The sequence below is a fragment of the Stieleria neptunia genome (assembly GCF_007754155.1).
Lineage (GTDB): Bacteria > Planctomycetota > Planctomycetia > Pirellulales > Pirellulaceae > Stieleria > Stieleria neptunia.
Window position 1 is genome coordinate 4,432,583 of the sequence record NZ_CP037423.1, and the last position, 24,128, is coordinate 4,456,710.

Annotated in this window: 18 protein-coding genes; 9 read left to right on the forward strand and 9 right to left on the reverse strand. The window is 55.7% G+C overall.

What is annotated here, in order from left to right; genetic code table 11:
- Window positions 1–242: 242 nt before the first annotated feature.
- From Enr13x_RS15380 to Enr13x_RS15405, 6 genes are all read right to left on the reverse strand, one after another.
- The gene (locus Enr13x_RS15380) at window positions 243–893 is read right to left on the reverse strand and encodes a hypothetical protein (protein WP_145387489.1); all 651 of its coding nucleotides are present in this window, start codon (window positions 891–893) and stop codon (window positions 243–245) included.
- 437 nt (window positions 894–1,330) lie between these two features.
- The gene (locus Enr13x_RS15385; RefSeq protein ID WP_145387492.1) at window positions 1,331–1,615 is read right to left on the reverse strand and encodes a hypothetical protein; all 285 of its coding nucleotides are present in this window, start codon (window positions 1,613–1,615) and stop codon (window positions 1,331–1,333) included.
- Between the two features lie 557 nt (window positions 1,616–2,172).
- A complete protein-coding gene (locus Enr13x_RS15390) occupies window positions 2,173–3,516 on the reverse strand; it encodes a sigma-54-dependent transcriptional regulator (protein WP_145387494.1) in 1,344 nt (447 codons plus the stop codon).
- Window positions 3,517–3,526: 10 nt separating this feature from the next.
- Complete coding sequence (locus Enr13x_RS15395) at window positions 3,527–5,284, reverse strand: sensor histidine kinase (protein WP_145387496.1); 1,758 nt, start codon at window positions 5,282–5,284, stop codon at window positions 3,527–3,529.
- A gap of 990 nt (window positions 5,285–6,274) precedes the next feature.
- Window positions 6,275–6,475 (reverse strand): hypothetical protein, encoded by a 201-nt coding sequence (locus Enr13x_RS15400; RefSeq protein WP_145387498.1) that lies wholly within the window; start codon window positions 6,473–6,475, stop codon window positions 6,275–6,277.
- A gap of 515 nt (window positions 6,476–6,990) precedes the next feature.
- Complete coding sequence (locus Enr13x_RS15405) at window positions 6,991–7,572, reverse strand: hypothetical protein (RefSeq protein ID WP_145387500.1); 582 nt, start codon at window positions 7,570–7,572, stop codon at window positions 6,991–6,993.
- A 665-nt stretch (window positions 7,573–8,237) separates the two neighbouring features.
- Between Enr13x_RS15405 and tnpA the strand changes: the two genes are divergently transcribed.
- The 4 genes from tnpA (at window position 8,238) to Enr13x_RS15425 (ending at window position 11,710) form a co-directional block, all read left to right on the forward strand.
- Complete coding sequence (tnpA, locus tag Enr13x_RS15410; RefSeq protein ID WP_145387502.1) at window positions 8,238–8,567, forward strand: IS66 family insertion sequence element accessory protein TnpA; 330 nt, start codon at window positions 8,238–8,240, stop codon at window positions 8,565–8,567.
- Window positions 8,564–8,911: an IS66 family insertion sequence element accessory protein TnpB gene (gene tnpB, locus Enr13x_RS15415; RefSeq protein WP_145387504.1), complete on the forward strand. Its 348-nt coding sequence runs from the start codon at window positions 8,564–8,566 to the stop codon at window positions 8,909–8,911. The genes tnpA and tnpB overlap by 4 nt, the downstream gene beginning before the upstream one ends.
- Window positions 8,912–9,036: 125 nt before the next feature.
- Window positions 9,037–10,824 (forward strand): IS66 family transposase, encoded by a 1,788-nt coding sequence (locus tag Enr13x_RS15420; protein ID WP_145387506.1) that lies wholly within the window; start codon window positions 9,037–9,039, stop codon window positions 10,822–10,824.
- A gap of 478 nt (window positions 10,825–11,302) precedes the next feature.
- Window positions 11,303–11,710, forward strand: a complete 408-nt coding sequence (locus Enr13x_RS15425; protein ID WP_145387508.1) for a hypothetical protein — start codon at window positions 11,303–11,305, stop codon at window positions 11,708–11,710.
- A 302-nt stretch (window positions 11,711–12,012) separates the two neighbouring features.
- Here the strand turns inward: Enr13x_RS15425 and Enr13x_RS15430 are convergent, their stop codons facing one another.
- Window positions 12,013–14,034, reverse strand: coding sequence for a hypothetical protein (locus Enr13x_RS15430; protein WP_145387510.1), 2,022 nt, complete (start codon window positions 14,032–14,034; stop codon window positions 12,013–12,015).
- A 245-nt stretch (window positions 14,035–14,279) separates the two neighbouring features.
- Window positions 14,280–17,414 (reverse strand): serine/threonine protein kinase, encoded by a 3,135-nt coding sequence (locus Enr13x_RS15435; protein WP_145387512.1) that lies wholly within the window; start codon window positions 17,412–17,414, stop codon window positions 14,280–14,282.
- A gap of 865 nt (window positions 17,415–18,279) precedes the next feature.
- On the opposite strand from Enr13x_RS15435, the gene Enr13x_RS15440 reads away from it, so the two are divergent.
- From Enr13x_RS15440 to Enr13x_RS15460, 5 genes are all read left to right on the forward strand, one after another.
- Window positions 18,280–19,173: an importin beta family protein gene (locus tag Enr13x_RS15440; protein ID WP_145387514.1), complete on the forward strand. Its 894-nt coding sequence runs from the start codon at window positions 18,280–18,282 to the stop codon at window positions 19,171–19,173.
- A gap of 66 nt (window positions 19,174–19,239) precedes the next feature.
- Window positions 19,240–20,223: a coiled-coil domain-containing protein gene (locus tag Enr13x_RS15445; protein ID WP_145387516.1), complete on the forward strand. Its 984-nt coding sequence runs from the start codon at window positions 19,240–19,242 to the stop codon at window positions 20,221–20,223.
- Window positions 20,224–20,241: 18 nt separating this feature from the next.
- On the forward strand, window positions 20,242–21,165 hold the full coding sequence (locus Enr13x_RS15450; protein ID WP_145387518.1) for a hypothetical protein: 924 nt from the start codon (window positions 20,242–20,244) through the stop codon (window positions 21,163–21,165).
- Between the two features lie 53 nt (window positions 21,166–21,218).
- On the forward strand, window positions 21,219–22,118 hold the full coding sequence (locus tag Enr13x_RS15455; RefSeq protein WP_145387520.1) for a coiled-coil domain-containing protein: 900 nt from the start codon (window positions 21,219–21,221) through the stop codon (window positions 22,116–22,118).
- A 1-nt stretch (window position 22,119) separates the two neighbouring features.
- Window positions 22,120–23,199, forward strand: coding sequence for a transporter substrate-binding domain-containing protein (locus Enr13x_RS15460; RefSeq protein WP_145387522.1), 1,080 nt, complete (start codon window positions 22,120–22,122; stop codon window positions 23,197–23,199).
- Window positions 23,200–23,291: 92 nt separating this feature from the next.
- On the opposite strand, the gene Enr13x_RS15465 is transcribed toward Enr13x_RS15460, so the two are convergent.
- Window positions 23,292–23,894 (reverse strand): RNA polymerase sigma factor, encoded by a 603-nt coding sequence (locus tag Enr13x_RS15465; protein ID WP_145387524.1) that lies wholly within the window; start codon window positions 23,892–23,894, stop codon window positions 23,292–23,294.
- Between the last annotated feature and the right edge of the window lie 234 nt (window positions 23,895–24,128).

Consider the following 24,128-nt stretch of genomic DNA (forward strand, 5'->3'; position numbering starts at 1 on the left):
TAAACACGACGAATCAAGCCGGTCTTCTCCATCCCGCCGGCAGGCACTTTGATTCGGACTCCAACTGCCAGGTCCGCTCATTCTCACAGGTTCCCTCCTCCTGGAGAGAATGAGCGGATCTTTTTTTCCCTCCCCCGTTCGCTCGCCTTTTAGGAAATCGATTCAATGATCGCGGTACTCCTCTCCTGCACCTTCAAAATGATCATGGTCTATTCAAAATCGCGACTCCAGTCTCGCAAGCCCTAGCCACCGAGTACCAGCGCGACAACGCCCAAGCTGATCACCGCGATCAAGATCACGAGCAAGACTTTCACGATCAACGACGTCTGGTACTTGATGTGCGATGTGCGACGGATCGCGTCCTGATACGCTTCGGAAAAGACGACTTTCCCTTTCTGACTTTGCAACAGATACAGGATGTAACCGTTGATCAACGTGCCGAACGGAAAGATCAGCAGTCCGATAACGCTGAATACCGTCGCCAACCGCCGCGCGGCGATCTTGAATCGACGCAGTCCCAAGCCGGTGTAAATCTGCACCGACCCCAAACCTCCGTACAGGCCGACCACCAACGCCGCCTCGACCAACCCCATGCCTTGCATCCCATTGCCGTCAACCAGCAGCGAAACCGCCGCCACCCCCGCCATCACGACGAAGAAGAGCAGCATCAGCACGCCGGGGATGATGTACAGCAATCCGATCGATTTAATCGATGCCTCGTGACTGAGATACTTGCGCCGAAACGCTTCCACCTCCGACCCCCCCAGCCCTTCGGTCTCGGAAACGTGTGACGTGGGCGCGTAGGGATTCAGCGCGGCATCTGCCGCGACCGGCCGCTGAATCGCAAACGGATTGGGCTCGTCATCGGGCACCGCGAAGGGGTCTTTCGTCACGATCGTCTCGCATCACGCGTCGTATGAATTTTGGGTAGTGAATCTTACCAACTCTAAATTCTCCAGTTTCGTCGGTCGAGCGGAAAAGGGGGCGCAGGTACGAATCGTGCGGGCATCTGTGACCGGGGATGCAGCAACCGTTGGTGTTTAGCCTTCAGGCGATTCCCGGTCGCTGCGTGGGACGCCAATTGTATTACTGCAGGATTTGGCAACCGATTTAGACTCTCTCCCTCTGGGAGAGACGGCGTTTGCGCAGCAAGCAAACGCCAGAGAGGACCGGCGGCTTGCGAAAGTCTTGGCGACGTCCGCTACGATCAATTCCGCCACTTAGACAATTGACGTCCCTAGCAGCGACTCTGGACGGCGAAAGCCTGCACACCAACACGCGTGCCGTCCCATTCAGATCGCGCACCCTGAGTTTAAAAGTCAACAGGCCCCTAGTACTGCCGCGGCGCAGCCGACGCATCGTCCAAGAACGGTTGCTCCCAAGGCGGAGTCATCGGGCGAGTCGCCTGTTGGGGAATCAGCTCTTCGGCCTCCGGTAGGTCCTCGGCCCGGTCGAGCAACTCACGGCCCTTGGCGATCGCTTTGGACGCATCGGCGCGAATTTCATCTCGGTTGAATCGGATGGTCGTCTCGTTTTCGTTGCGTTGGATGGTGAACCAGCCGGCCATGAAGGCGCAAACCGCCAAAACTCCCAGAATCACAAGCGTCCGAAACATCTCACTCTCCTCTCTTGGTTCGTTAAACCTGGCACGTTCGTCCGTGAAAGCGGCAGTCTACGAAGAGTCGCTGGGCCAGTGAAAGATCAGTCCGCGCGGGCGGCGTGGCGAAGAAGTTTCCCTCCCAGGGCAGTGGATCTTTGCCACCAAACGGCATGTGTCATAGCGGCAGGGCGCGAGCCCTCCGGTTTTCCGTTCTTTGTTAGCGGCAGGGCGCGAGCCCTCCGGTCTTTGAATCTGTTTCAACGCTGCTGCCCTCAACGATTTCAAAGCATCGCACTGATGAGGCCCTCCGGGCCTAGAAAACCCCTTTACCGGAGACGGTGAATGCCGCACATCGATTCCGTTGGAGTCAGCAACGCTGAAACCGGACGGCTCGCGCCGTTCCGCTAAGGACCGTCGGAAGAATAAGTGGCGGGGATTGATTGTGGGATAGGCTTCCAGCCTGTCGTTTTCGCCATGACAGGCTGGAAGCCTATCCCACTTATTCTTCCGACGGTCCTAACACCTTCCATTTCGCTCGCATCACCACCCAAATTCGCGACGCGCACCAACCGCTACGCCGCTTTCTCTTCGGCGGCGTTGAGCTTGTTGTACAGGGTTTTGACGCTGACGCCCAACTCCTCGGCGGCCGCCTTTTTGTCACCAGCGTTTCGTTCGATCGCGCGCTCGATCGCAATCATTTCCATTTCTCGAATCGTCATCGGGCCCGCGTCACGAATTTCGCTTCGCAATTGGCGGCGGCTGAAATGTCGCGGCAAATGTTCCGCGTCGATCGGCAGGGCATCGCATAGGATCGCCGCGTGTTCGACCACATTGGCCAGCTCCCGGACATTGCCGGGCCACTTGTGTGCCAGCAGCTCCGCGGTGGCTTGGGATGTGAACAACGCGTCGTCATCGCCGTCGCTGCGGTGGCGGCGCAGCAGGTGAACCGCCAGCGGCATCAGATCGTCGATCCGTTCTCTCAGCGGCGGCACATGGATCTCGAAGGTATTGATTCGAAACATCAGGTCTTCGCGGAACTGTTCCTCGCCGACCATTTTTTCCAGATCGCGGTGCGTGGCGCAGATCACGCGCACGTCGACGCGTTTGGATTGGTTGCTGCCCAATCGCCTGATGTCGCCGGTTTCCAAGACCCGCAACAGTTTGGCCTGCATCGTCATCGGCAGCTCGCCGATCTCGTCCAAGAAGATCGTGCCTCCGTCGGCCACCTCGAACAGTCCGACCCGGGCGTTGTCGGCGCCGGTGAAGGCGCCTTTGACGTGCCCGAACAGCTCGCTCTCGATCAGGTTTTCCGGCAGTGCACCACAGTTGATCGAAACCATCGGTTCGTCGGCCCGAAGGCTGGCCTGGTGGACCGCGCGGGCGACCAGTTCTTTACCGCATCCGGTTTCGCCCAGGATCAAAACCGTGCTGTCGGTGGGGCCCACTTTTTCAATCACCTTGCGGACCTGCAGCATCGACTTGCCGTCGCCCACCAATTCGGAGTCTCCCTCCGCCTGGCGGACACGGTGCTCCAGCGCCGCCAAGCGTCTCGATTGAGACAGGCGATGATAGACCTCACTGAGCAGCGATTTGATTTGTTTGAAACTGCACGGCTTGCTGAGGAAGGCGAAGACGTGGTTTTCGATCGCGGTCAGAGCGGACTTCAGGTCGGGTTTGCCGGTGATCACGACCGCTTCGATTTCCGGGCGGATTTTCCGCGCCCGCGCGATCACTTCGGCACCCTTGATTCCCGGCATGTCCAAATCGACGATCATGCAATCGAACGGTTCCCGCTCGAGCGCGGCCACCGCGGTTTCCCCGTCGGGGCAGACGACCACGCTGTGGCCGAGTTTTTCTAACTGGGTCTTCATCAGCGTCTGCAGCGACGTTTCATCGTCGGCATACAGGATATGCATGGATTCGCATTCAGGCGACTTTTTGGACATCATTCCACTTGGTCGAAGAGGGCAGGTCATCGTGATCGTTCCGCTCCCGTGACGTGTAGAACGTCGAATCGGAAGGAGACTCTTTCTTGGCGGGCTCGGTCGGAAGCCGCAAGATCATTTTGGATCCACGGCCTTCCCCTTCGCTGTGCGGCGTCAAGGATCCGTGGTGTAGCGACACGATTCGATAGCTGATGCTCAATCCCAATCCGGTGCCGCTGTCGTCGCGGCGGCGGGTAAAGAAGGGCTCAAAAAGATGGTCCATCACTTCCTGGTCCATGCCGCATCCGTCGTCTTGCACTTCGACGACCGCTTCCTTGATGCCGCTGAACGGGTCGATCTCGTGTCGCACGAACACGTCGACCTTGCCGTCGGTGTCCACCGACTCCAGGGCATTGGAAACCAGGTTCAGAACGACTTGCTGGATTTCCTGAGAATTGCAGTACGCCGTGACGTGATCGTCCGCATGCGTGCGGATCGTTTTGCAGCGGTACTCGCCGACTTTTCCGACCATCGACACGACCCCCGCGACGAGTTCGCCGAGGTCTTCGGGCGTGCGGCTGGAATTGCTCAGACGGCTGAAATTGAGCAGGCGTTGGGTGATGCCCTTGCACCGAAACGCCTCCGATTGAATCAGCCCCAGGTTGGTCTGTAGCTCTTGCAAGAAGTCTTGGTTGAATCGTTCTTTCTCGTCCGCCGGCAGGTCTTCGAGTGTCCCTTCGAGCGCCTCGGCGCCCCAGGCGATCGCACCGAGCGGATTGTTGATCTCGTGGGCAACGCCGGCCGCCAGGAATCCGACGCTGGCGAGTTGTTCGTTCTGGATCACTTCGCGCGTTCGCTCGCGGACCTCCTGTTCGGCACGTTGTTTGGCGAGCGTTTCGTTGGCCACCGCACGGTTGAATCGATCGGTGATGTCGTTGACGGTGTCGGCCATCAATCCGATTTCGTCGCTCGTCCCCAACAGGATCTTGTGTTGGTGGTGGCCGCTGGCGATCAATTGCGAGCCCCGGAACAGGGTTCGAAACGGCACGACGATCAACGTCCAAAACTGCCAGGCCATGAAGATGATTAGAAACGCGGACAAGCCCGTGTAGACGCGAAACCCGTTGCGGTTGGCCCTCTGCTCGGCGTGAACGCTGTCGCGAAATTTCTTCATCTTGCCCCGGATTTCGCCGAAGTACACGTTCGTCAGGTTGGCGAGTTCGTCGACCCCCTCTCCAATTCCCTGATACTGAGCGTCGTACCGCGAGAACGTCCCCTTCAGAAGACTGCGTCGGGACCACGCGTCGGTGACTTTGGTCAACAGACTGTCGATTTCGTTCAAGCTGTCGCCTTGTCGGCCACGGTCAAGCAACAGGCGGGTCTCCGCATGCTCGCTGGGGCGTGCGAGCACGGTCGACATGTAGGGGGTCAGATGCCGACGGAAAGACATCAGTCGGTCGTGGATGTTGGCCTCTTCCAAGCCGAGTGCGGATTCTTCGATGCCCTCGAACCCGATCATCTGATTGGATTCGATGCGGGTCTTTAGTTCGCCGAATTGCTCGTACGACTGTCTCAGCAATTCCGCCTGCTGATTGAGTTCGTGGGCGTGCTCGATCTCGTCGGCCAACAGGCTGATCTCGGTCGCCAGGTAGCGGTCGCGGGCGAGCTGTGACCAGCTGTTAAAGACCAGCAGCCCGATCACGAACGCCAGCCCACACAGACCGACGATCATCTTGGTACGGATTTTCCACTTTCGCATCGCTGCCGGTGCCTTCCCTTGCACGAATCAGAGCCAACTGTCCACCGTGAAACTCGGCTGCCGTCGACGATACGGACCGCGCCGGCCAACGACAAGGGCAACCCGAGCCGAATCGCTGCGGATGCGAAAATGCTTTCGATCCGGTGGGAAATCTGATTCTTGCCTTCGCCCCGCGAACCTTTTGGCGGGGGCCTGCGTCTCCCAACACAGTCAGATTGTTCTTGCTTTTTATTTGCCGAGTAAGGATACTTCTGTTGTCGGGTCGCACTAACGCGGTGCGACGGACTACTTCCGAACGCTTCCGGCACCACTCTTGTTGGCGCAAGGGTCGGACGCGTCAAACCAAAGTTTTAAAAGGAGGTGATCAAGTGGATTATTGCTGTACTAGCCAACGGGGAAGCAACCCGTAGACCAAGTCGGCGGGCTGACGCTTCTGGGTCAGCTTCCCCACTCGAGATCATCTTTTTGATCGCGAGATACATGCCCGTTCGTCGAGATTTTACCTTGGTCTCGGCGAGCGGGTTTTTTTGTTGCCACTCCGCGATGACGTAGTGGTTCGCGAGCACTGCCGTCAAAAGTCACCCTTCGGTGTGTAGTTCGTGCAGTTCTGAAGTCACCCTCCTGGCAGGAGGGGCGAGCGCAGCGAGGGGAGGTCGAACGGTCAATCGCGGCGTTCACTTCACTCTTGTTGGGCGACCCCAAGCAACAAGGCAAACCTTCTCCTCTCGTCGCTTGGCTCGACTCCCCCCAACGAGACAACGACGAAAGCCTTTATTGCCAACGAGTTGAAACCTGCACGACCTCGGTGCAGGAAGGTCGAGCGAAGCGAGGGGAGGACCTCCGCGGTCGATGATCCATCATCGCCAACCCATCCCGCACCGTCGTCAATTCCTCGTCGCCACGGCGAAACACGACGTCGATTGCGTTTGACCATGGTGGAGGTGTCCGCGTTTCGTGCTCGGCTCGAATCCCGATTCCCTGTGGCGGGCGTCACTCCGCAGCCTCGACGGCTTCTCGCACCGGAGCCGGTGCCGACGACGGTGTGAGCATCAAGCCGAGGACTCCGATCAATGGAATGACCAATCCGAGCAGCACCAGCCAGACAAACGTCCAACCGATGATCGCCAAGCATCCCGTCCTCGGCGTGGCGGGCGAATCCACGATCGGCTTGTAAGGATTCGATTCGTTCATCACCGAATTGTACACGCCCCCCGAGCGGGCCGCGGCTGTCGTCCTGGCCCGCCCCCGAAAAACCGAAAACGCGAGCCTTGCGGTCCCTGGACGTGTCACACGACCCTGTCACCGCCAGACATTGCCGACCGGGAGCCAGGCCGATAAACTTCCGGTTCGCTGCTTGAACCACGATTTCGGTCGCCCCGCTTCGCCACCACCCGGCGAAGCCCGCCATTAAACGCGCGCCGCCAGGTCAATCAGCCCCAAACCCCACCCGCGCCCATAGCTCAGCTGGATAGAGCATCGGACTTCTAAGGCACCCGGACAACTCAAAAACAGCGTGTTTTGCCGGCTATATCGGTGCGGCAAGCCAACGTAAACACCTCAAATCCAACCGATTTGTTGTAGTTGTTGTAGTGCCACTGGAAACCAAGCAACTTGGCCATTAGTCACCCGCACATCAGTTCGTGCAAACTCAATTTGTGTCGGCGTGTCCACGGTCTTAGTCCAACTAAACGTGAAGGCACGGATTCTTAGACTTCGGCTCCTAGCTTTGCGATTTGACAAATCAGAAAGCCAAATCCAGCGATTGCCACAAGCACGGGTACGACATAATCAACGATGAAGGTCGCAATGGCGATCCTGCTCGAATTTTCGAATTGGCGCCTTACTTCATTTTTTAATTCGTCAATGGTTGCATCCACGATTTGATAGTCGGATCCATCATATTCAGGGCGCTCTTCTATCTTGCTGCGTTTGACGGGAAAGAACTGGTCGACTACCCCGGAGATAGCGACTGGTAACTCAGCGGCCATTATTCCTATTCGCCATCGAGTGAAGTCCGACCAAGCGTAGACTGCAAAACCGACAGCAAAATACGCAATCACTCCGAGTAGGCAGTAAAGAAATCCTGCTTGGTCGTCCGCAGGAAAGTCGATCCCCAAAGGTGCAATCTTTTTAGGAACTGCCCCGGTCCACCCAACCACGCATCCAACCGTACTCGTTGAAAGCAACGCTTTACGCTGCCTCCTTGTGATGTCCGATAACGAATTAGTGACTCGGATTAACGCAGCTTCTTTCAATGCCTCTTCAGGTTCTTTTTGATCGGCATCCATTGGGAATTGCCCTTTCTTACGTTTGAATTGGAACAGTCGGTGTTTTAGGACTCCCCGGGTTTGCGCGTCTGCGCCAGTTCCCAATCTCTGTTGGTCATTCTGCATCCATGTCATTTCACGCGAACCCGACAAGCTGATGAAACTCACTTTGAAACGCCTCCGCCGCCTCATTGCTGACGGCTCCTATGTTATCGCCTGGCCTGCTCAGTTGGCTCTGCGGCTCGTTTATCGCGAGAGGGTCGCCCAACGCGTCCTGAGCGATCTCAGGCGATCTGCGTTGGTGTCGCCGGTGGGTGATGACCGGCATCAGTATCCCGCGGCGTTTGCTTCTTGAGCGTGAGGCGAACCACCGACGCGTACGACGGCGCATCTCCGATTCTCCATCGAGTTCCTAAAACTTCCATGAAGCAAAAAGAGAATTTCGGTGTCGCCGTTACGGCTAATTCTGACACCTGAGAATGAGCGACGAAGTGAGTCGAAGGGAGCGGCTAGCTGGAATCCTATGCCTACTTGGGCAGTTGCTTCGTCCCACTTAGGAACTTTTTGCGCGCCTGAAATGCGATTGAGTTAGGCATGCTCACTGGCCACCGTAAGCGCCCAGGGGAACCATTCTTGACGGCTGGCGTAGGCTGGCGGGTTTTCACTCACCCTGCCTGGAGGTTCCTATGGCCCGAATGCCCGACCCCGCTGTCCGACAACGCTGGCAGCGCTTGATCCGAAGCTACGACGATACCGATTGCTCGATTGCGGAATTCTGCGAGCTCCACGAAATCTCGACCGCTTCGTTTTATGCCTGGCGGCGGCGACTCAAGTCAGGCGATCACGCCGACGGATTTCTCAAAGTCGAAATCGCTGAACTTAAGCCCGTCCCCAATTGCGCCGCCACGGTCCATTTCGGATGTGGCACCCGGATCGAAATCGATTCGCGCGACACTGAAACGTTGCTGCACATCGTCGATCGCCTGCGCCGGGACGACCAAGGAGCAAGCGCATGATCGCACTGCCAACCAACAACGGCATCTTCCTCTACAGCAAACCGACCGACATGAGGAAGGGATTTTCAGGTCTCTCCGGGATCGTTCGCAGTGAATTGCAAAGGAAGCCAAACGACGGAAGCCTATTCCTGTTTATCAATCGACGCAAAGACAAGATCAAGGCGCTCTACTGGGACACCGATGGAATGGTCGTTTGGTACAAGAGTTTGCAGCAAGGCAGCTTTGAGATGATCAGTCGAGACGGTCAAGTCAGTGTCAAAATTGACGCCGCCGAGTTGGCAATGTTGCTCGGAGGTGTGTCGATCGAAAACGCAACGCGACGCAAGCGACTCAAGGCCGCCTGAGCCAATCGCCGCGAACGAAGTTTTTGCCAGAGCAAGTTTTCTCCAACCGAGAAAACTTGCTCTTTTTTATTGTCTTCTGCCAATTTGCTATTGCGCGATTTTGAAGCCCCCGTACCCTTTGACGCATGGACAAGTGGAAGAAACTTCAACGCGAAAAGAAAACACTGGCTGAACAAGTCAGCGAGCTGAAGGCGCGTTGCGAAACGCTCACCAAGGCCAACGAGTCGTTGGCCCAAAACGCAAAAGAACTTGTCGCCGCCAACAAAGACTTGAAACAAGAAAAGGCTGATCTGCAAAGCAAACTGAAGAAGAGCCGCGCGGAACTGGATGCTTTGATTCGCCGACTGTTCGGGCGGACGAGCGAGCGATTCGAAGACCCTGATCAATTGAAGTTCGAGTTTGCCAACCAAGCCCAAGTTGACGACGCACGCGACGGCATCGAACAGGCGATCGAGGAAAACAAGGGAACCGGAAGCGGAAAGAAACCGCCGAAGCGTCGCAATCAAAAAGAACGGTTCCCCGATGGCTTGGAACGTAAAGAGGTTGTTGTTGACCTGAGCGAAGAAGAGAAGGAAGGCTTGGTTCGAATAGGTGAGGACATCGTCGAGTCGGCCCACTACACGCGAGCGAAAGTCTCTATCATTCGAACGATCTATCCAAAGTACGCTCGTCCCGGTCAGCCCAATTCCGGCGTCTTTCAGGCCGAACGTCCAGCGACGCTGTTGCAAGGCGATCGCTACAACATCTCATTTGCCGCGGCGATCATCGCTAATCGACTCAGTTATCACCTGCCAATCTATCGCCAAGAAGACATGTTCTCCGAGTGCGGGCTTTACCTTTCCCGCAGTACGCTACTGAACATTCAAGAGGCGGCCGAGCGCGTGCTTCGCCCTTTCGCCGAGTGGCTTGCCGACTTGGTGCGTACCGATACTGTGATCGGAAGTGACGACACGTCGATTCGCTTGCTGCTGCCCAAAGAGCTTCCGGATGTGGACGAGGCCGACCCCAAGAGCGGTCGGGTTCGCGAAGTGCTTGCTGCGGCGATCGCGAATAATCGCAAGAGCATCCTGGCGAAGATGTGGGCCTATCGCGGTGTCAACCTTCCAATCAATGTGTTCGACTTTACGGTCAGTCGGCACCGCGACGGCCCGGATCTCTTCTTGGTTGACTCAGGTTACGAAGGCACACTGTTAGGAGACTGTTACGGGGCAAACACGGGGATTTACATTCGATCAAACGGCAAGATCATTCATGCCGCCTGCGGCGCGCATGCGCGCCGCAAGGTCGAGGCTGCGCTTGACAATCATCCTGTGCATGCGAAGTACTTGCTGCGATTGATCCGTGAGATCTATGATGTTGAAGACGAGGCACGCCGGATGTCACCGTCGGATCGATTGAAGCTGCGGAAGCGGAAGTCGGTACCGCTGTGGAAGACGCTTCGCAACTACCTCGACACAGAGATGACTGACATCTTGAAGGATGACAAGATCACCGAAGCGCGAAGTTACATCTTGAACCAATGGGACCATCTAACCAAATACCTTGATGATGGCGAAGTCCCTGTCGATAACAACCAGTGTGAACAGCTGATGAAACAAATTGCCCTAGGACGTAAGAACTGGCTTTTTGTTGGCAGCATTGGTTCGGGCTATCGAACCGCGACGTTGATGACGATCGTCAGCAGCGCGATCCGAAACGATCTAGATGTGGCAGCCTACCTGGAAGACGTGCTTGGTCAGTTGTTGTCCGGAAGCACCGACTACGAGTCGTTACGTCCAGACGTCTGGGCCAAGTCTCATCCGGAATCGATTCGAGCTCATCGTCAGCAAGAGCGAGAGGCTGCCAATACCCGCCGCGATCGCGAACGTCTTCGTCGCCGTATTGCGCGTACCGAGTACCGGATCGAAAGCTGATTCGATCGAGTTGCTAGTGAGCGATCAATGCAATCCCATTTCGGCAGTCTCGATCTGGATGTTGCTGAAGGTCGATCGCTCGATCAATGGACGCTTCTCGGGCATCTGCGTCCACGCGGACTGGACAAAGCTACCGCCAGCTTCTCGAATCAGGTTGGCCGCAGTTCATCAGCGATGCGGGCGGTTGATGCGTCTTGATCTCATGGGTGCCTTTTTTGAATCAAAGGGCGCAAGACTCCCAAGGCCAGTGGCGTCTTGCGGTCGAGCTGATTGTTCTTCAATGAAAGAAAGACAACCGTGAACTCAGACCGCTCTCGGCGTGGCAGTCGAAGGGCTGTGGCGTCTGCGAAGGGCCAAGTGAGATCAAGACGCCTTGTGCCGCTGAACGCCGACGACCTACGGCCAGCCTGATTTTGAAGCTGGCGATAGCTGACAGTGTGACCCACGACGATCGTCGCCGGACGCATTCACGCTGGCAATGACCGCAGCCGGCATTCGGTCGCCGCAAATGCACCGCCAATCATGCCGCGTGTCCGAGCCCGCGTGGTCGCGGCGACAAATTCGCGACGCCGGGACAATGGTGCTGCTGGGCGCTTACCCACGCTACCTGTCACCAAAATCCGAAATGAAAAACAACGGACTCACCCGTTATTTCGCCAAACCAGGAAACACCGCTGAGGAATACCGGAGAGCATCGCTCGATATGTTCAGCGTGATTACCGGACGGGAGCCAACCCCACATGAAATCAGCGATTTGAATGCGGCGTTCGGACGCTCGAAACGAGAAAACGTTGCCGACAAACTTGAAGAAAAACTGGGTCGGCCCGCAACCCAACAGGAGATAAATCTATACATCGCGCAGGCTGATTCGCTGGGTGATTATTGAGCATGCCGACCCTGATATCCTCCGCCGTATGCGACATGACCGCGTTGATCATTCCAAGATATCGGTACGTTTCAAATGACCGCACGAGGATCATGAACCAACTGATGTCGCACGTGAGCAACTCGGGCATAACGCGTTTGATAATGCCCCGCGATAGGATTTAACCCCGTCGTCCCATGAAACGCTTGTCATAGCGTTGCCGGCCACCGCACTGACCTTTGCAGCCGATTGCGGCGCCGGTCAGATTGTCAAGCATGTCGTCGAAGTGCGGTTGGAGCCAACGGCTAGAAAACGTTGGAACTTTAGCTTGACTTGCGTTTTCGTTGTGCACGTCGTTGGGCAAATCTGGATGTTATTCCAGCCGATTCATCGATGGATTCCGCTCGCGTGATTCCCGATTTTTGACGTCGCGTTACAGACCGATCCCGTTTGCCGGCCCCGATGCGGGAGCGAACGGTTTTCAGCTTTGGGGACTCTGGTAACTCTATCTCTTGAACACTTGCGCCTTCGTCTCCTGATGAAAGCGAGCGTATTAGGATTCCGCAATCCGACCGCAATCGCTTGGCATCGCCGATTAGACTCGTGACGTCTCGCTCGTTGGACTCCAGCCTGTTGAGCTGATCTTGCATCTGTTGGCGGGCCAGTCGCTGTTCGTGTTGACGTTGCTGTCTCTCAGCCTCTTCTTGTTCGACCCGTTCTGACCCGCTTTTCTGTAACCAAAGTTCGGCTTCCTCTTGAACCTTCTTGAAGTACGACCTGATCACTGACCGCTTTTCCTTCTGCGCCTGTTCCAGCGTTTTTCGGGCATCGGCGATCAGCGATTCGCGAATGCGATCCAGCTCCTTGCGCGTCTGCTCTTCCTTTTCTTCACGCCAAAGGAGCATCGTGTTGAACATCGCTCCCAAGCAAGTGCTGAACAAGATGACCATGAAACCAGCCTTCAGCCAGCCGATGACGGTGGGTCCCAAATCCGGTAGAAAACTTGTCAGCACCTGCTCATCGATTCCCATCCTGCCCAGGAGGGCAATGAACATGATCAGGAAGAAAACCTTCTGCCGGCCAGCTCCCATCAGGTCAAAGAAGCTTTTTCGCTGCAGCTCAATCGCAGACTCCTCACCGACATCAATCAGATTCTCAACCCTTTCCCAGACGCGTCTGAAATCAAGACGCGTCAGCGCCACACGGGACTCCGCACCGTATTGGTGACGGAACTGAGAATTCATTTCTGATTCCATCTCTCGCAAATGAGTGTCCATCTTCCCGAGGTCGGCACGCAGCTGACCTTGAAGGGCGTCGACCAGTTTGCGGTTGTAGGACGCGACCTGGTGAGATCGCAACCGCAGCCGGATTGCCTGGGAGCTTACCTCACGGGTCAGGTCTTCGACGCGGATCCGATTGGCGGTATCGCGAGCCAAACGACTCAAGCCGCCGAGCGGTTGAACCAGTCGTTCGTTCTCCAGGCTGATTCGTTCATCCAATTCGTTCAGACCGTCGACCGCGACGCGGCGAATGCAGTCTGCTCGCTTGTCATCCCTTCGGCCGCGCTGCATTCGAACCGCCGGTTCCTCTCTATCCGTCATCGAATGGAGTTGGTCACCGATTGAACGCTTTTCACTTTCAATCTTCTCAGCGGTTTTACACAGTACCACGTCGATCGCCGAGAAATCTGACCGATACGCCAGCGCGCGTCGGATCGAGTCTTCCGGTTTCCTCAACCACTCCGGATCACCCGTTCCAGATGCCGTGATCATGGGCAGCCAGTGCAGCGATTTCGGCGAATCCAGCGATTGCACCCAATCAATGGAACTTTCGTCGCTCGTGAGAATGACTGGCTGAGCACTAGGGAATCGCTGGAGCAGGCCGTTTAAAACAGCGATTTCATCAGCGTTTTGCCCAGTGTTTTCGGCAGATACGATGACCAAAACTTGGCCGTGGTCGCAAAAGCATTGCATGCGATGGGATTGGCCTTCTGATAACGCGTCTACCCGGGCTGCGAGCACATGAAGCATCGGCGCCTGCGGGGTCTCGCCAAAGTCGGCACGCCACCGAAGCATCGGGCAATCACGATTTTTTGCGACGGTCTTAATCTGTTTCGCATCCGCACCCAGCCAAGCGATGACACGATCCAGCGGTGTGTTTCCCACTGCGACGACCGACAGGTTCATCGTGGACCGTTTGGCGTTGTCCGCAACGTGCTCCACGGCAGCCGAAAGCCACTGCCGGATCCGCGGATTTTCGGTCTTCGCACTGAGATCGCCTAAAGCCTGCATCAAACTATCGCGATCCGCACCGATCTCTGGGAGTGTCTTTTGTTTTGTCTTCATGATTTCACATTGATTGGTTGAGGGGGCGTCAGGGGTTTGTCTGTGAATCCGATTCACCGTTCCTCCGCGGACAGGATTTTGGGCGAATCCAAAAGTTTTCTCGGGAGAACGCGAGGCGTGGATGGCTCGGTCGCACCACTCGTTCTACATCAGCGGGATCTTTACACGACGCAGCGGTCGAAGCGATTGGCCGACTTGAAGTCGGCCAATCGAAAGTGGTTGAAGCCTCAGGCCAGCTTCGCCACTTAGTCGCCTTGTTTGCTTGCCACTACCAGGTCCACGTCTCCGCCATCGCTGGGCAAGAACAAGCGGTATTCGATCGCGGGGCTAGCAGACATCACCGCCGAAAGGATTTCTTGTTGGGCGAGAGCTCTTTCTAACAATGCCTTTCGATTTGGGATCGTGTTTTGCGTCAGCCGTTTGACCTTTGAAACCAAAGCCTTTCCACGGAGTGAAGTGAAGGTCATTTCTTGTCGAATCTTCTGTTGTTCCATCATGCCTTGGATATTGATACCGATTCGCTGGATGGCACTCTCTAGCCTCGAATACTGCTGCGTAAGATTTCCGTATTCCTGTTTGGCACTTTCGACATTGCTTTGGGCTGCGGCGAGATCACGTTCAAGCGTCGAGATCGCCGTTTCCAATTCGCCAGCAGTGATGCCACGGTATCGCCCCGATTGGTGCATAAGTGGGCGAACAATGACCTCCGGAGCCTGATTTCCAATACGGAAGATGATGTCCAAGCAGATTAAGTGCGAGTTGTCCAGATAGATTCTCGCTCTCTCTCCAACGGCAAGCTGACTCGGCAAGCCCTTGGCGTTGGCAATGCCATGCAGCGATCCCAATTCGATCCGCAGCTTCTGTTGATCAACCTGCGCCGGTAGCGTTAGTTCAGTGACCTGTTCCCCGATCAGAAAGTTTACCGGCAACAAATTGTTTCGCATCAGCTGTTGCAGTCGGATGGAATGGCTGTGCACACCGCTCTTTAGAATGAGGGTCAGGTCAAAAAGACTCGGGTGAAAACGAAGGCCGCGAGCGGGAGTCCAGATAAACCGGAGCTGATCGTTCTCGACAAAGAAGTAACCGACGTCGATTTTGCGGTTCCGTGCGTCGGACACCAGGATGGGCCATCCCAAAACTTCATCAAGACGAGTCGAAGTTGCCAGCGATACCTTCGTGAACGCGTCTCGGCCGGCGACGGTTGAAGCCATGTCACTTGACCGGTTCGCTTGCAGAGTCAAACGCCATGACGGGGTGGTTCGGGAATCGACATAGCCCAGTTCGATGGGCATCATCGTCCCAAGCGGAGGCAACGCTGCTTCGAAGGCAAGCTGATTGAACGGGTTGATGGTCGACAATTCCGTCGCAAAGTGTCGATCACGGATGCTCCTCAAGCCATCTAAAGCAGGTTCAATTTGACCGTAAATCCCCACGTACATTTGCACGGCACCCAACGGATCGTCTTGAGCCAAGGCATCCGCTTCATAAAGCTTCCTGGCGATCTCTTCTTTCATCCTCAATGCATCGGTGTCACGAAGGATTGAGCCGACAACCTGTTGATAATGCTGGCGTTGGCCTTCGTTCTCGTCTTTTTCAGGCAACGCCTGCAACTCGTCGATGATCGCGGTGAACTGTTGACTTGCGGCTCTGACTCGATCGTCTTTAAGGAACTTGATGGCGGGACCACGCAGGTATTTCTCGGCTTCCTGCAGACGACTTCGAACCTCCTCAGTGATCGATTCCATTTGACTGGTCAGTTTGGGCCAATGTCGAGAGTCGGACGCTGCAATTTGGTTTGTCATTGCCGCGGCCCGTTTCGTGAAAGCCGTATCCTTAAAGAAAGTGTCCCACTCCCGCTGGTGCTTCACATCATCTGGCCAAGCGTTTTTCCACCGTTTTCCCCAGTCCTGCCATTTGGCTAAGAGTTTCCCGTATTCGTCTCGTTCCTTCGTGAATGCCTCCCAGTCCGGCTGGTACCGGAGAATCGCCTCCGCCTTTTTGGCTGCCAGCTCGAGGTTCTGCAGTCCTTCTTGGAATTGCTGGGTCGCCTGTTCGAACTTTCGATCTGCTACCAGTGCGTTTGCCGCAGCGAAATCAGCTTTCGCCTCGTTCCAATTCGTTAGCTCTAGGACCGCCGGAACCGTTTCTCCTTCCGGAAAATCATCGCGGTATTTGCGGAAATGTTCGTCGGCAAAGTGATGGGCGTACTCATTCAAACATAAATTCGCATCACCGTAGGCCCGTTTTGCTTGCTCAAAGACTTCTTTGGCGTCCTCGTATTGCCCTTGGGCATAAAAGGTCTCTGCGGTATCCCAGGACCGCTTCGCAAGCGCCAGACTGGGCGGCGCAACTTCCGATAATTCTCTGGGCAATTCCTCAACAGTGGTCAGCCAAACGGCATGGGCGTTTTCGGCATCTGACCGGGCTTCCGAAGCCCGATCGCGGTCTTCTGCTGGCCAAAGCGGGTAGGTGACCGACAGCCCCAAAATCAATGCCACAACCGCGGCCAAAGCTCGGACCGGGATCGCCCCGAGTCGCTTACGGATCAACGCATCTCGAAAGGCCCTGATATCGCCGAATCGATGATCGGGTTCGACCGACAGGCCACGCGCGATCACTCGGGAGACTCCCGCCCCAACGTTTCTGCGGATCTTGTGAATGGGTTCCGCGCCGGCGTCTGGCACGCTGCCGGTAAACATCTCGTACAGTACCACTGACAGGGCATACTGATCCGCACGCGAATCTAGCTCGTGCCCGGAGAGCTGTTCGGGAGACACGTAATGCGTGTTGCCGCCTGGCTTGATCTTTCCATTCTTTTCAGTCGACGTGATCACACTGGCGATGCAGAAATCCATCAATTTAACGGTTCCGTCTGCGCCAATCCAAATGTTCTCCGGCTTGACGTCGCGATGGACGGTTTGACCATGGGCATACTCCAATGCGTCACACATTTGAGACGCCCACCTCAGGATTTCCGTTTTCTTCGTTTGCCGATTGTGTGTCTGGCGATCATTTAGCTCGGACCGCAATGTGCGACCTTCAAGCAACTCCGTTGTCATGAATGTCAGGCCGTCGGTCTGTTGGAAATCGAACACCCGAAGGATATTTTCATGGGTCAGTGTGCTGGCAATTTTCGCTTCGCTCAGCAACTGTTCTTTCAAGTGTGGGTTCTTGATCAGCGATGGGCGGAAAACCTTGACCGCTACCATCTCGTGACGGACGCAATCAAAGGCACTGAAGACCGCGCCCATTCTTCCAACGCCAATTCGTTCTCGAATCTCGTATCGATTTGCCAAGACGTATCCGTTCTTTAGTTTTTCGATCGCTGTCTTGGTGGCCTCGTCGCCGCGTGTCCCCGCATCGACCGGCGGCAGTTTCAACGAACGGCCTGGTTTGCCAGCTGGCTTTTTCGCCTTCGTAGTGGGACGTGGTTCCGCGGCGGGCTGGATGACGCTATCGGTGGTCGACAGCCCTTCGTTTCTTGCCCTTTGAAGCTGGTTCGCTTCTTTTTTTTGTTGATCCTCGCCATCGCCCTTCTCCCCTTGGGATACGGCCTTTGATTTCCGCACAACAGCTTTAACTTGGCGGCGGTACGCCTCTTCGACCTCATCTTTTTGGTGAGAGCCTGAGATGCCCAACACGGCGATTGCATGTTCCCGATTCACGTTCGTCTCCTCAGCGACTGATTCTCTAGCGGACCCAAAGCTGTTGGTTCATCCGATTCCCAATCGCACTGGGGACAAGAATCTCGGCGATTCTTGATTTTTCTGGCCGATCGGTGTCCTCCCGACGTGGGAGGTCATGCAGCTATTTGATTTCACCCTCCGGGCAGGCATTGGTATCTGCACATCTTGAATAACCCTCCCTGGCAGGGAGGGTCGAGCGCAGCGAGGGGAGGGTCGTTGGTCGTTGCGGAGTGATTTTCAGCCACAGAGAACCCTCCCCGCGTCGTCGCAAACTCCTCCGCGACCCTCCCAGAGGAGACTCTTCAAATACTGCTTTGCTGTCACTACGGGTTGATTTTTGAGGTCCGTTTTGGGCATCAATTTTACTGCCGGTAGTGCTATCAACTGAGTATTTGAAGAGTCTCCAGAGGGAGGGTGACTTCGACCCGAGCGACTTGTGTAGATACCAATGCCTGGCGGGAGGATCGAGCAAAACAAACTTTTGCCTTTTTTGTCGAAACCTGTCCCGAGGGCCTCGGCAAACCGGATGTACTCGCATCGAGGCGCTAACCGAGGAGAAATGATGAGCGATACGATCGAAACTCTGTTGCAAGAAAACATCGGCAAGGTCGAACAGGTCGACGCGCTTGCCAATGGCTTTCAAACGGATCTTGGGAATCTAAACACCGTCATCGGCGAATCGATGGCCGGAGCGGTGGAGAACGGAACCAACGCCTGTAGCGCGATGGACCAACTGCGGGACATGCTCGAAAAGGCTCGGCAAGACATCGAGCAGTCGCGGCAGACGGCCATTACCAAAATAGAGACGCTCCGAGACCGCGCATCGCAATGTGGGCAACAAATTGAAAACGAGACCTCCGAACTGCAGGCCGTAACGACGAGCGTTCGGGAGGCGATCGATCGGATCGGCGAAAACGCAAACACACTGTCCGGCAGGGTGCAGGAGTCTCTCGGCGAGCTGGAGGAACAAGTGTCTTCGGCCGCCTCGGCGATCCAAAACGGATCAGATGCATCAAGCAGGGCCGTCGACGAAACGAAAACGAATGTCGACGAGAAGGTGGGGCAATTGGAGGCGGCCAAAACGAATGCGATCGAAGCAATCCAGCAGCTGCAGTCCGATTCGGACGAGCGTACCTCGAGCTTCCAAACAACTCTCAATGAAGCGGTCGAGGAATGTGACACCAGTGTCCAGGACCTGCTCAGTACCTTCGCCGATTCAGCCGCGGCAACGATCGAGAAAACCACCCAAGTGCTTTCCAGCGACGCCGGAGAGTTGCTGACCGAGTCATCCCAGCAGATGAGCGAAGTGCTCGGAAAACTGGGCGAAGTACTCGATCAGGGTGGAGGTGAATTCAGCGAGTCAATCGAAGACGTCGTCGATTCGATTCAGGAAGTGGTTGAAATGGTTGAAAAGATCGAGCCCGTCTTGAAAGCGATTCAGAGGATGCTGTGAGACGGATAGCGTCCCGTTTACCGCAATCGTCTGATTGTGCTTCTCTAAACTTGTAAGGATCTTACTGTGAGTGTCAAAGAAATTGCTCAAAACGTTGATGAATCCCAACAACGGATGCGTCAACTCTTGGCGATGTTGGATACAGGGCACGACCTGGGGGATACCGCTCGCCAGGAACTGTCGGATCATGTGCCGCAACTGGACGAAGTCACCGGAGAAATTGCCGAACATTTTCGGTCGATCTCTGAATACGTCGAATCGTCCGACGTGGAGCAGTCCGCTGGTGAAGTCACCAAGGCCTTGTCTGAGCTCACTGAATCGGCTGAACAAATCGCCGAACAGCTTGAGTCCACCCATGACGAGTTTGTTTCCAACGCGACATCGGCTCGGGAAGAGATTGCCTCCACACTGGAAACGTTGGAGGCCGCGTTAGAAACGATCAGCTCCAGTCTGGAGGAAGCAACGCAACAGTTGGGCGAGGCGAAAGTGACTGTTGAAACCATCTCTGCCTCCAGCGAACAAACCTTTGCACTAGTCACCGAAACGGCGGAAGGGTTCCAGACAGATCTTGAAGAAACTGTTTCAACCGTTGATTCGGCCTTTGAGACTTTGGTTTCGCAAACACGGGACACCATCCTTGCCGCGATCAATGAACTGTTCGACTCGCTCGAAGAAGCGATCGAAACCGGGATTCGCGGCGAGATGGCAGAGGCCGTCAGCAGTTTTGGCGAGGAACTGACTGAACTGCAAGAAGACCTGGATGGTGAAATCGACAACTTAGGTGAGCAGCTCATTGAACGGGTCGAACAGACCTTCAGCAACCTCACCGAATACGCGCAACAACAAGCGGAAACCGAGGTCTCCGAAGCCCTGGAACAATTGATCCAGGAAATTCTGACCGCGTTCGCCGCCGAGATTGTCCAGGCCATTTCGATGACGTCCGTTGGTGTCTCAACCACGGGTTCGTTGTCGGCCATCCTGCCATACCTTGTCACGGTCAAAAAACTACTGGAACTCATCAACGACGCCATGGACATGATCCCGGGCTAACCCAAAAGGTACAGAACAATGGACGCAGAACAAATTCGAATTCTCGGCGAATCCACCACCGAAATGCCCATTCGGGCGCAGCAGGTCGTTCAGCAGAGTATTGCCGTCAAGGCGCAACTCGACGAACTGGGCGGCCACGCGGGCGATTTGGATGGCATGTTGACCGAACGGCTCTCGACACTCGTCGAAGCCATGTCGGATTACCAAACCGAAAGTGAACAACAGCGGCAGTCGCTGGAACAGGAAGTGGAAGATCTATTCAACCAAATGCAGCAGGTCGGCGAGACCACACAGGAGCAAAACTCGCAAGTCATCGCCGGCGTCCAAGGTTTGCAGCAACAGTGCGAATCCGTCGCGCAGAGCAGCGACGAAATGGTGGAGACCCTCAAGGCCAAGGTTGACGAAACTCAATCGGCCTCCGATTCGCATCGCGGCGAAACGGAATCTGAAGTCGACCAGCTCAAGGCCGCCTTTGAATCGCTGCGGTCGCAGCTGGATCAACTGAAAACGCAAGCCGAAGAGACCGTCGAGAAACTCAGCGAACAAACGACAGGCGGTTCAGAGACATTGAGCGACCGAAAGAGTGAACTGGACGAAAAGCGAGCTTCGGTCTCGGAGACGATCGATACCACTCGTGAGAACTATGAATCGGCCGTCGGCGAGATTTGTGAACAAGTCTTGGCCGGAGGCGTCGAAGGAGTGCTCGATCGGGTGCAAGAGTCCATCGAGGACGAACTCAAGCAACTGATCGATGAAGCGATTGACGAACTCGTCCAATTGGTCGACGACATCACCGCCAAGATGGATGAAGCCGATGCGGAGACCAAGGCCATCCGTGAAATGCTGGAGCCGATGATCGAAGAATTGACCGATCATCTGGATCCTCTCAAGCAGGGGATTGAACAAGTACAAAGCGTTGCCTCGCAATGGGGCGTCGGCTGAAGCATTTCTCTCTCTGATCGAACGAACCGAAACACCCTCTAGGAACCGAAACCATGGCCGATTTTCAAACCGTCGCTGGCGAAGCCGTCACCCGTCTGAATGAATTGCACACGGAATTTGACGACGCGGATGGACAGCTGCAAAACGTCCAAACGGAGGTCCAGCAACTCGATGAACGAACCGCGTCCCTCGCGTCGGAGCTCGACTCCATTCTCGAAGACTTTCTGGGAGTCATCGCCACGGCGCGTGAAGAGCAAACGCAAGAGTACGAGCAAGTGTTGGAGCAAGTGGAAGCGGCGCGGAGCCACCTTGATGAATATCGCCAGATGGTGGACGACGAGTTTCAGGGCTTGAACCAGTCGATGACGAGTGTCACGGCCGGATTGGAGGAATCTGCAGCCGAAATTCAAGCTAAAGCGGAAGCGGTAGCCGCGGCCACCTCCCAGGTCGAGCAAGCGATCCGAGGAGCGGAGGCAAACACGAAGGAAGCCGCAGAAGGGCTGCGAAACGCCTTCGAATCCGAAGGGAACACCGTGGCGGAACATCAATCGTCCCTCCAAGAGCGATACGAGGACTTCGAAACGCATTTTGCCGAGCAAGTGGTCTCGTCCGTTGAAGAGCAATTCAGCCAGGCCAACGAAAACTTGGACAAGATGGCAACCGAAGTCCAGGCAAAAGTCGAGGAGGTCAGCGAGTCGACCAATCAGACCTCCGAGGAAACGGTCGGCCAATTGGAGAACCGCCAGGAAGAAACGTACGGAGACCTGGTTTCGACGTTGCAAGAAATGATCGATACCTTCGATACGGTCTGCGAGACGATGGAAATCACCGCCGATTCGATGTTGGCCACCAAGACCGTGATGAGTACCAGCATGCAATCCAGTTCCGTCGGCATCACAACCGTGATCGGAATCTTCGAAGAGCTTCAGGAAGCCATGGAGAAGGTTGGCTAAGATGAAAACCAAATCCCTGTTCCTGCCGTTCGCCTTCCTGCTGTTGGCCTGTCTTGCCGGGAATCTGGCAACGAGCGTGGCTGCCGGTATCGGGGCTGCCGATGTTACGACCACTGATGTCACGGTCGCCGTCAGTGAAATCCGCCCCTGCGCGATCTTCGTCGAAGACGGGCTCCATGGGTTTTCGGTGGAACTATGGGAAATGTGTGCCCAAGAGTTACAAATTAAAACTCGTTTCGAACGAGCGGACTTTCGCGACAAGCTGGCGATGGTGCGTGACGGAGAGGCCGACGTCGCAATCGCCGGCGTGAGCATTACCGCCGCTCGCGAACAGGAGTTGGATTTTTCCCTGCCAACCCTCAATTCAGGTTTACGAATCCTCGTTCGTCGCGATCGTGGTTGGTTGCCGGTTGTAAGCTTGAAGACGCGGCGGATCCTGTTCGGGCTGCTTGGTTTTCTGGGGGTGTTTGGTCATGTCCTGTGGGTCTTCGAACGCGGAAACCAGACAATCAATGCGAGTTATTTCCCGGGGATTTTCGATGCGTTTTGGTGCGTCGTCGCCACCATGTCGACGGTCGGTTACGGGGACGTCGTTCCCAAAAAGTGGGCGGGCCGTTTCTTGGCGGTGATCATCATGCTGGTCGGAATCGGCTTGTTCGGATTGATCGTTGCTGCGTTCACGGCGGACATCATGGATCAGCGACGCGTTTCCGGAATCAATTCCTACCACGATCTTTCTTGCTGCAGAGTCGCAACGAAGGCGGGGACAACGAGTTGCGATTTTTTGAACGACCAAGGATTTCACGTTCGGGAATGCCCCACGTTTGAAGATGCTTGTCAGTTGCTGCGGACGGGCGATATTGACGCGGTCGTCTATGACGACCCCAGCGTCCGCTACGTGGCGCGTCACGATTCCGAGTTTGCTATTGCGGGCGACGTCTTCCGTCCCCAGTACTACGGATTCGCGTTCCCGACCAACAGCGATCTCCTCGAACCGTTCAACCGCGTGCTGTTGAAACTGAAGGAATCCGGAAAGTACGATCGTCTCTACCACGAGTGGTTTGGCACAGATGCGTTATGACGCCGACACCACATGCCAGCGGGACGCGTCAGCGACCGGCGCGCCTTGCTGACGCGTGCGGGCTGGCAACCCACGAAAAATATCACAATACACTAATCGCTGTTGACGTGATTCAATCGCGCCGTGAGCGTTTCCTTCACGCGATCCAAAATTCGCCGCACGGTGCGCGGGCTATACTCAACTTCGTCGGCAATTTTTTCGGTACTACGATCCTGGAGGCGCATTTCCAAGACCTTTCGCTCAAGCGGTTCAAGTGTTTTCATGAATGCTTCGATCTCGTCGTTGAGCGCGACCGCTTCTTCGACGGTCGGCTCTCTCGCGATTGCGAACGGCGAGATCACGGACGCATTTTCATCTTCAGACCAATCCCTTTCCCCATCAATTGCACGCTTGGCGGCCTGGTGAAACTCGACTTGCCCCATCGTCTTGTTGACGGTGATGGCGGCCAACAATCGCCACAGATCGCCGCTTCGCTTCAACTCGTAACGATCATCTTTGGCGTGGCGAAAGAAGCTGCGATAAACCGATTGGATAACGTCCTCCGCATCGACACGTCGCTGCATCTTCTCCGACAACCGAGACCTCGCAAGTCCGGCCAGCCGGTTCATGTAGCGGGTGAAAATTTCTTCCGCCGCCGATTCATCACCGGCTTTCCAACGGTCCAACAGGACCATCGATTCAGGATCGTCTGCCAAAATAGGTTCCTACATGAATGTGGGCGAAGCGCGTATTGCACCACGTGAAGATATCATAGAAACGGCTCGAGGTGGAATTCGTCGTGACTGTCCGGATAGACACTCTGTCGCTCGTTTTTCTCCGGTCGTTTGCACCCGGACTTGGATCGTCTCTTGGCGTTGAAAGTGTTCCGGGATTTGCAAACCCTCCGGCTGCAATTCCCACTCGGGCTCCCCTCACCCCAAGCACCATGT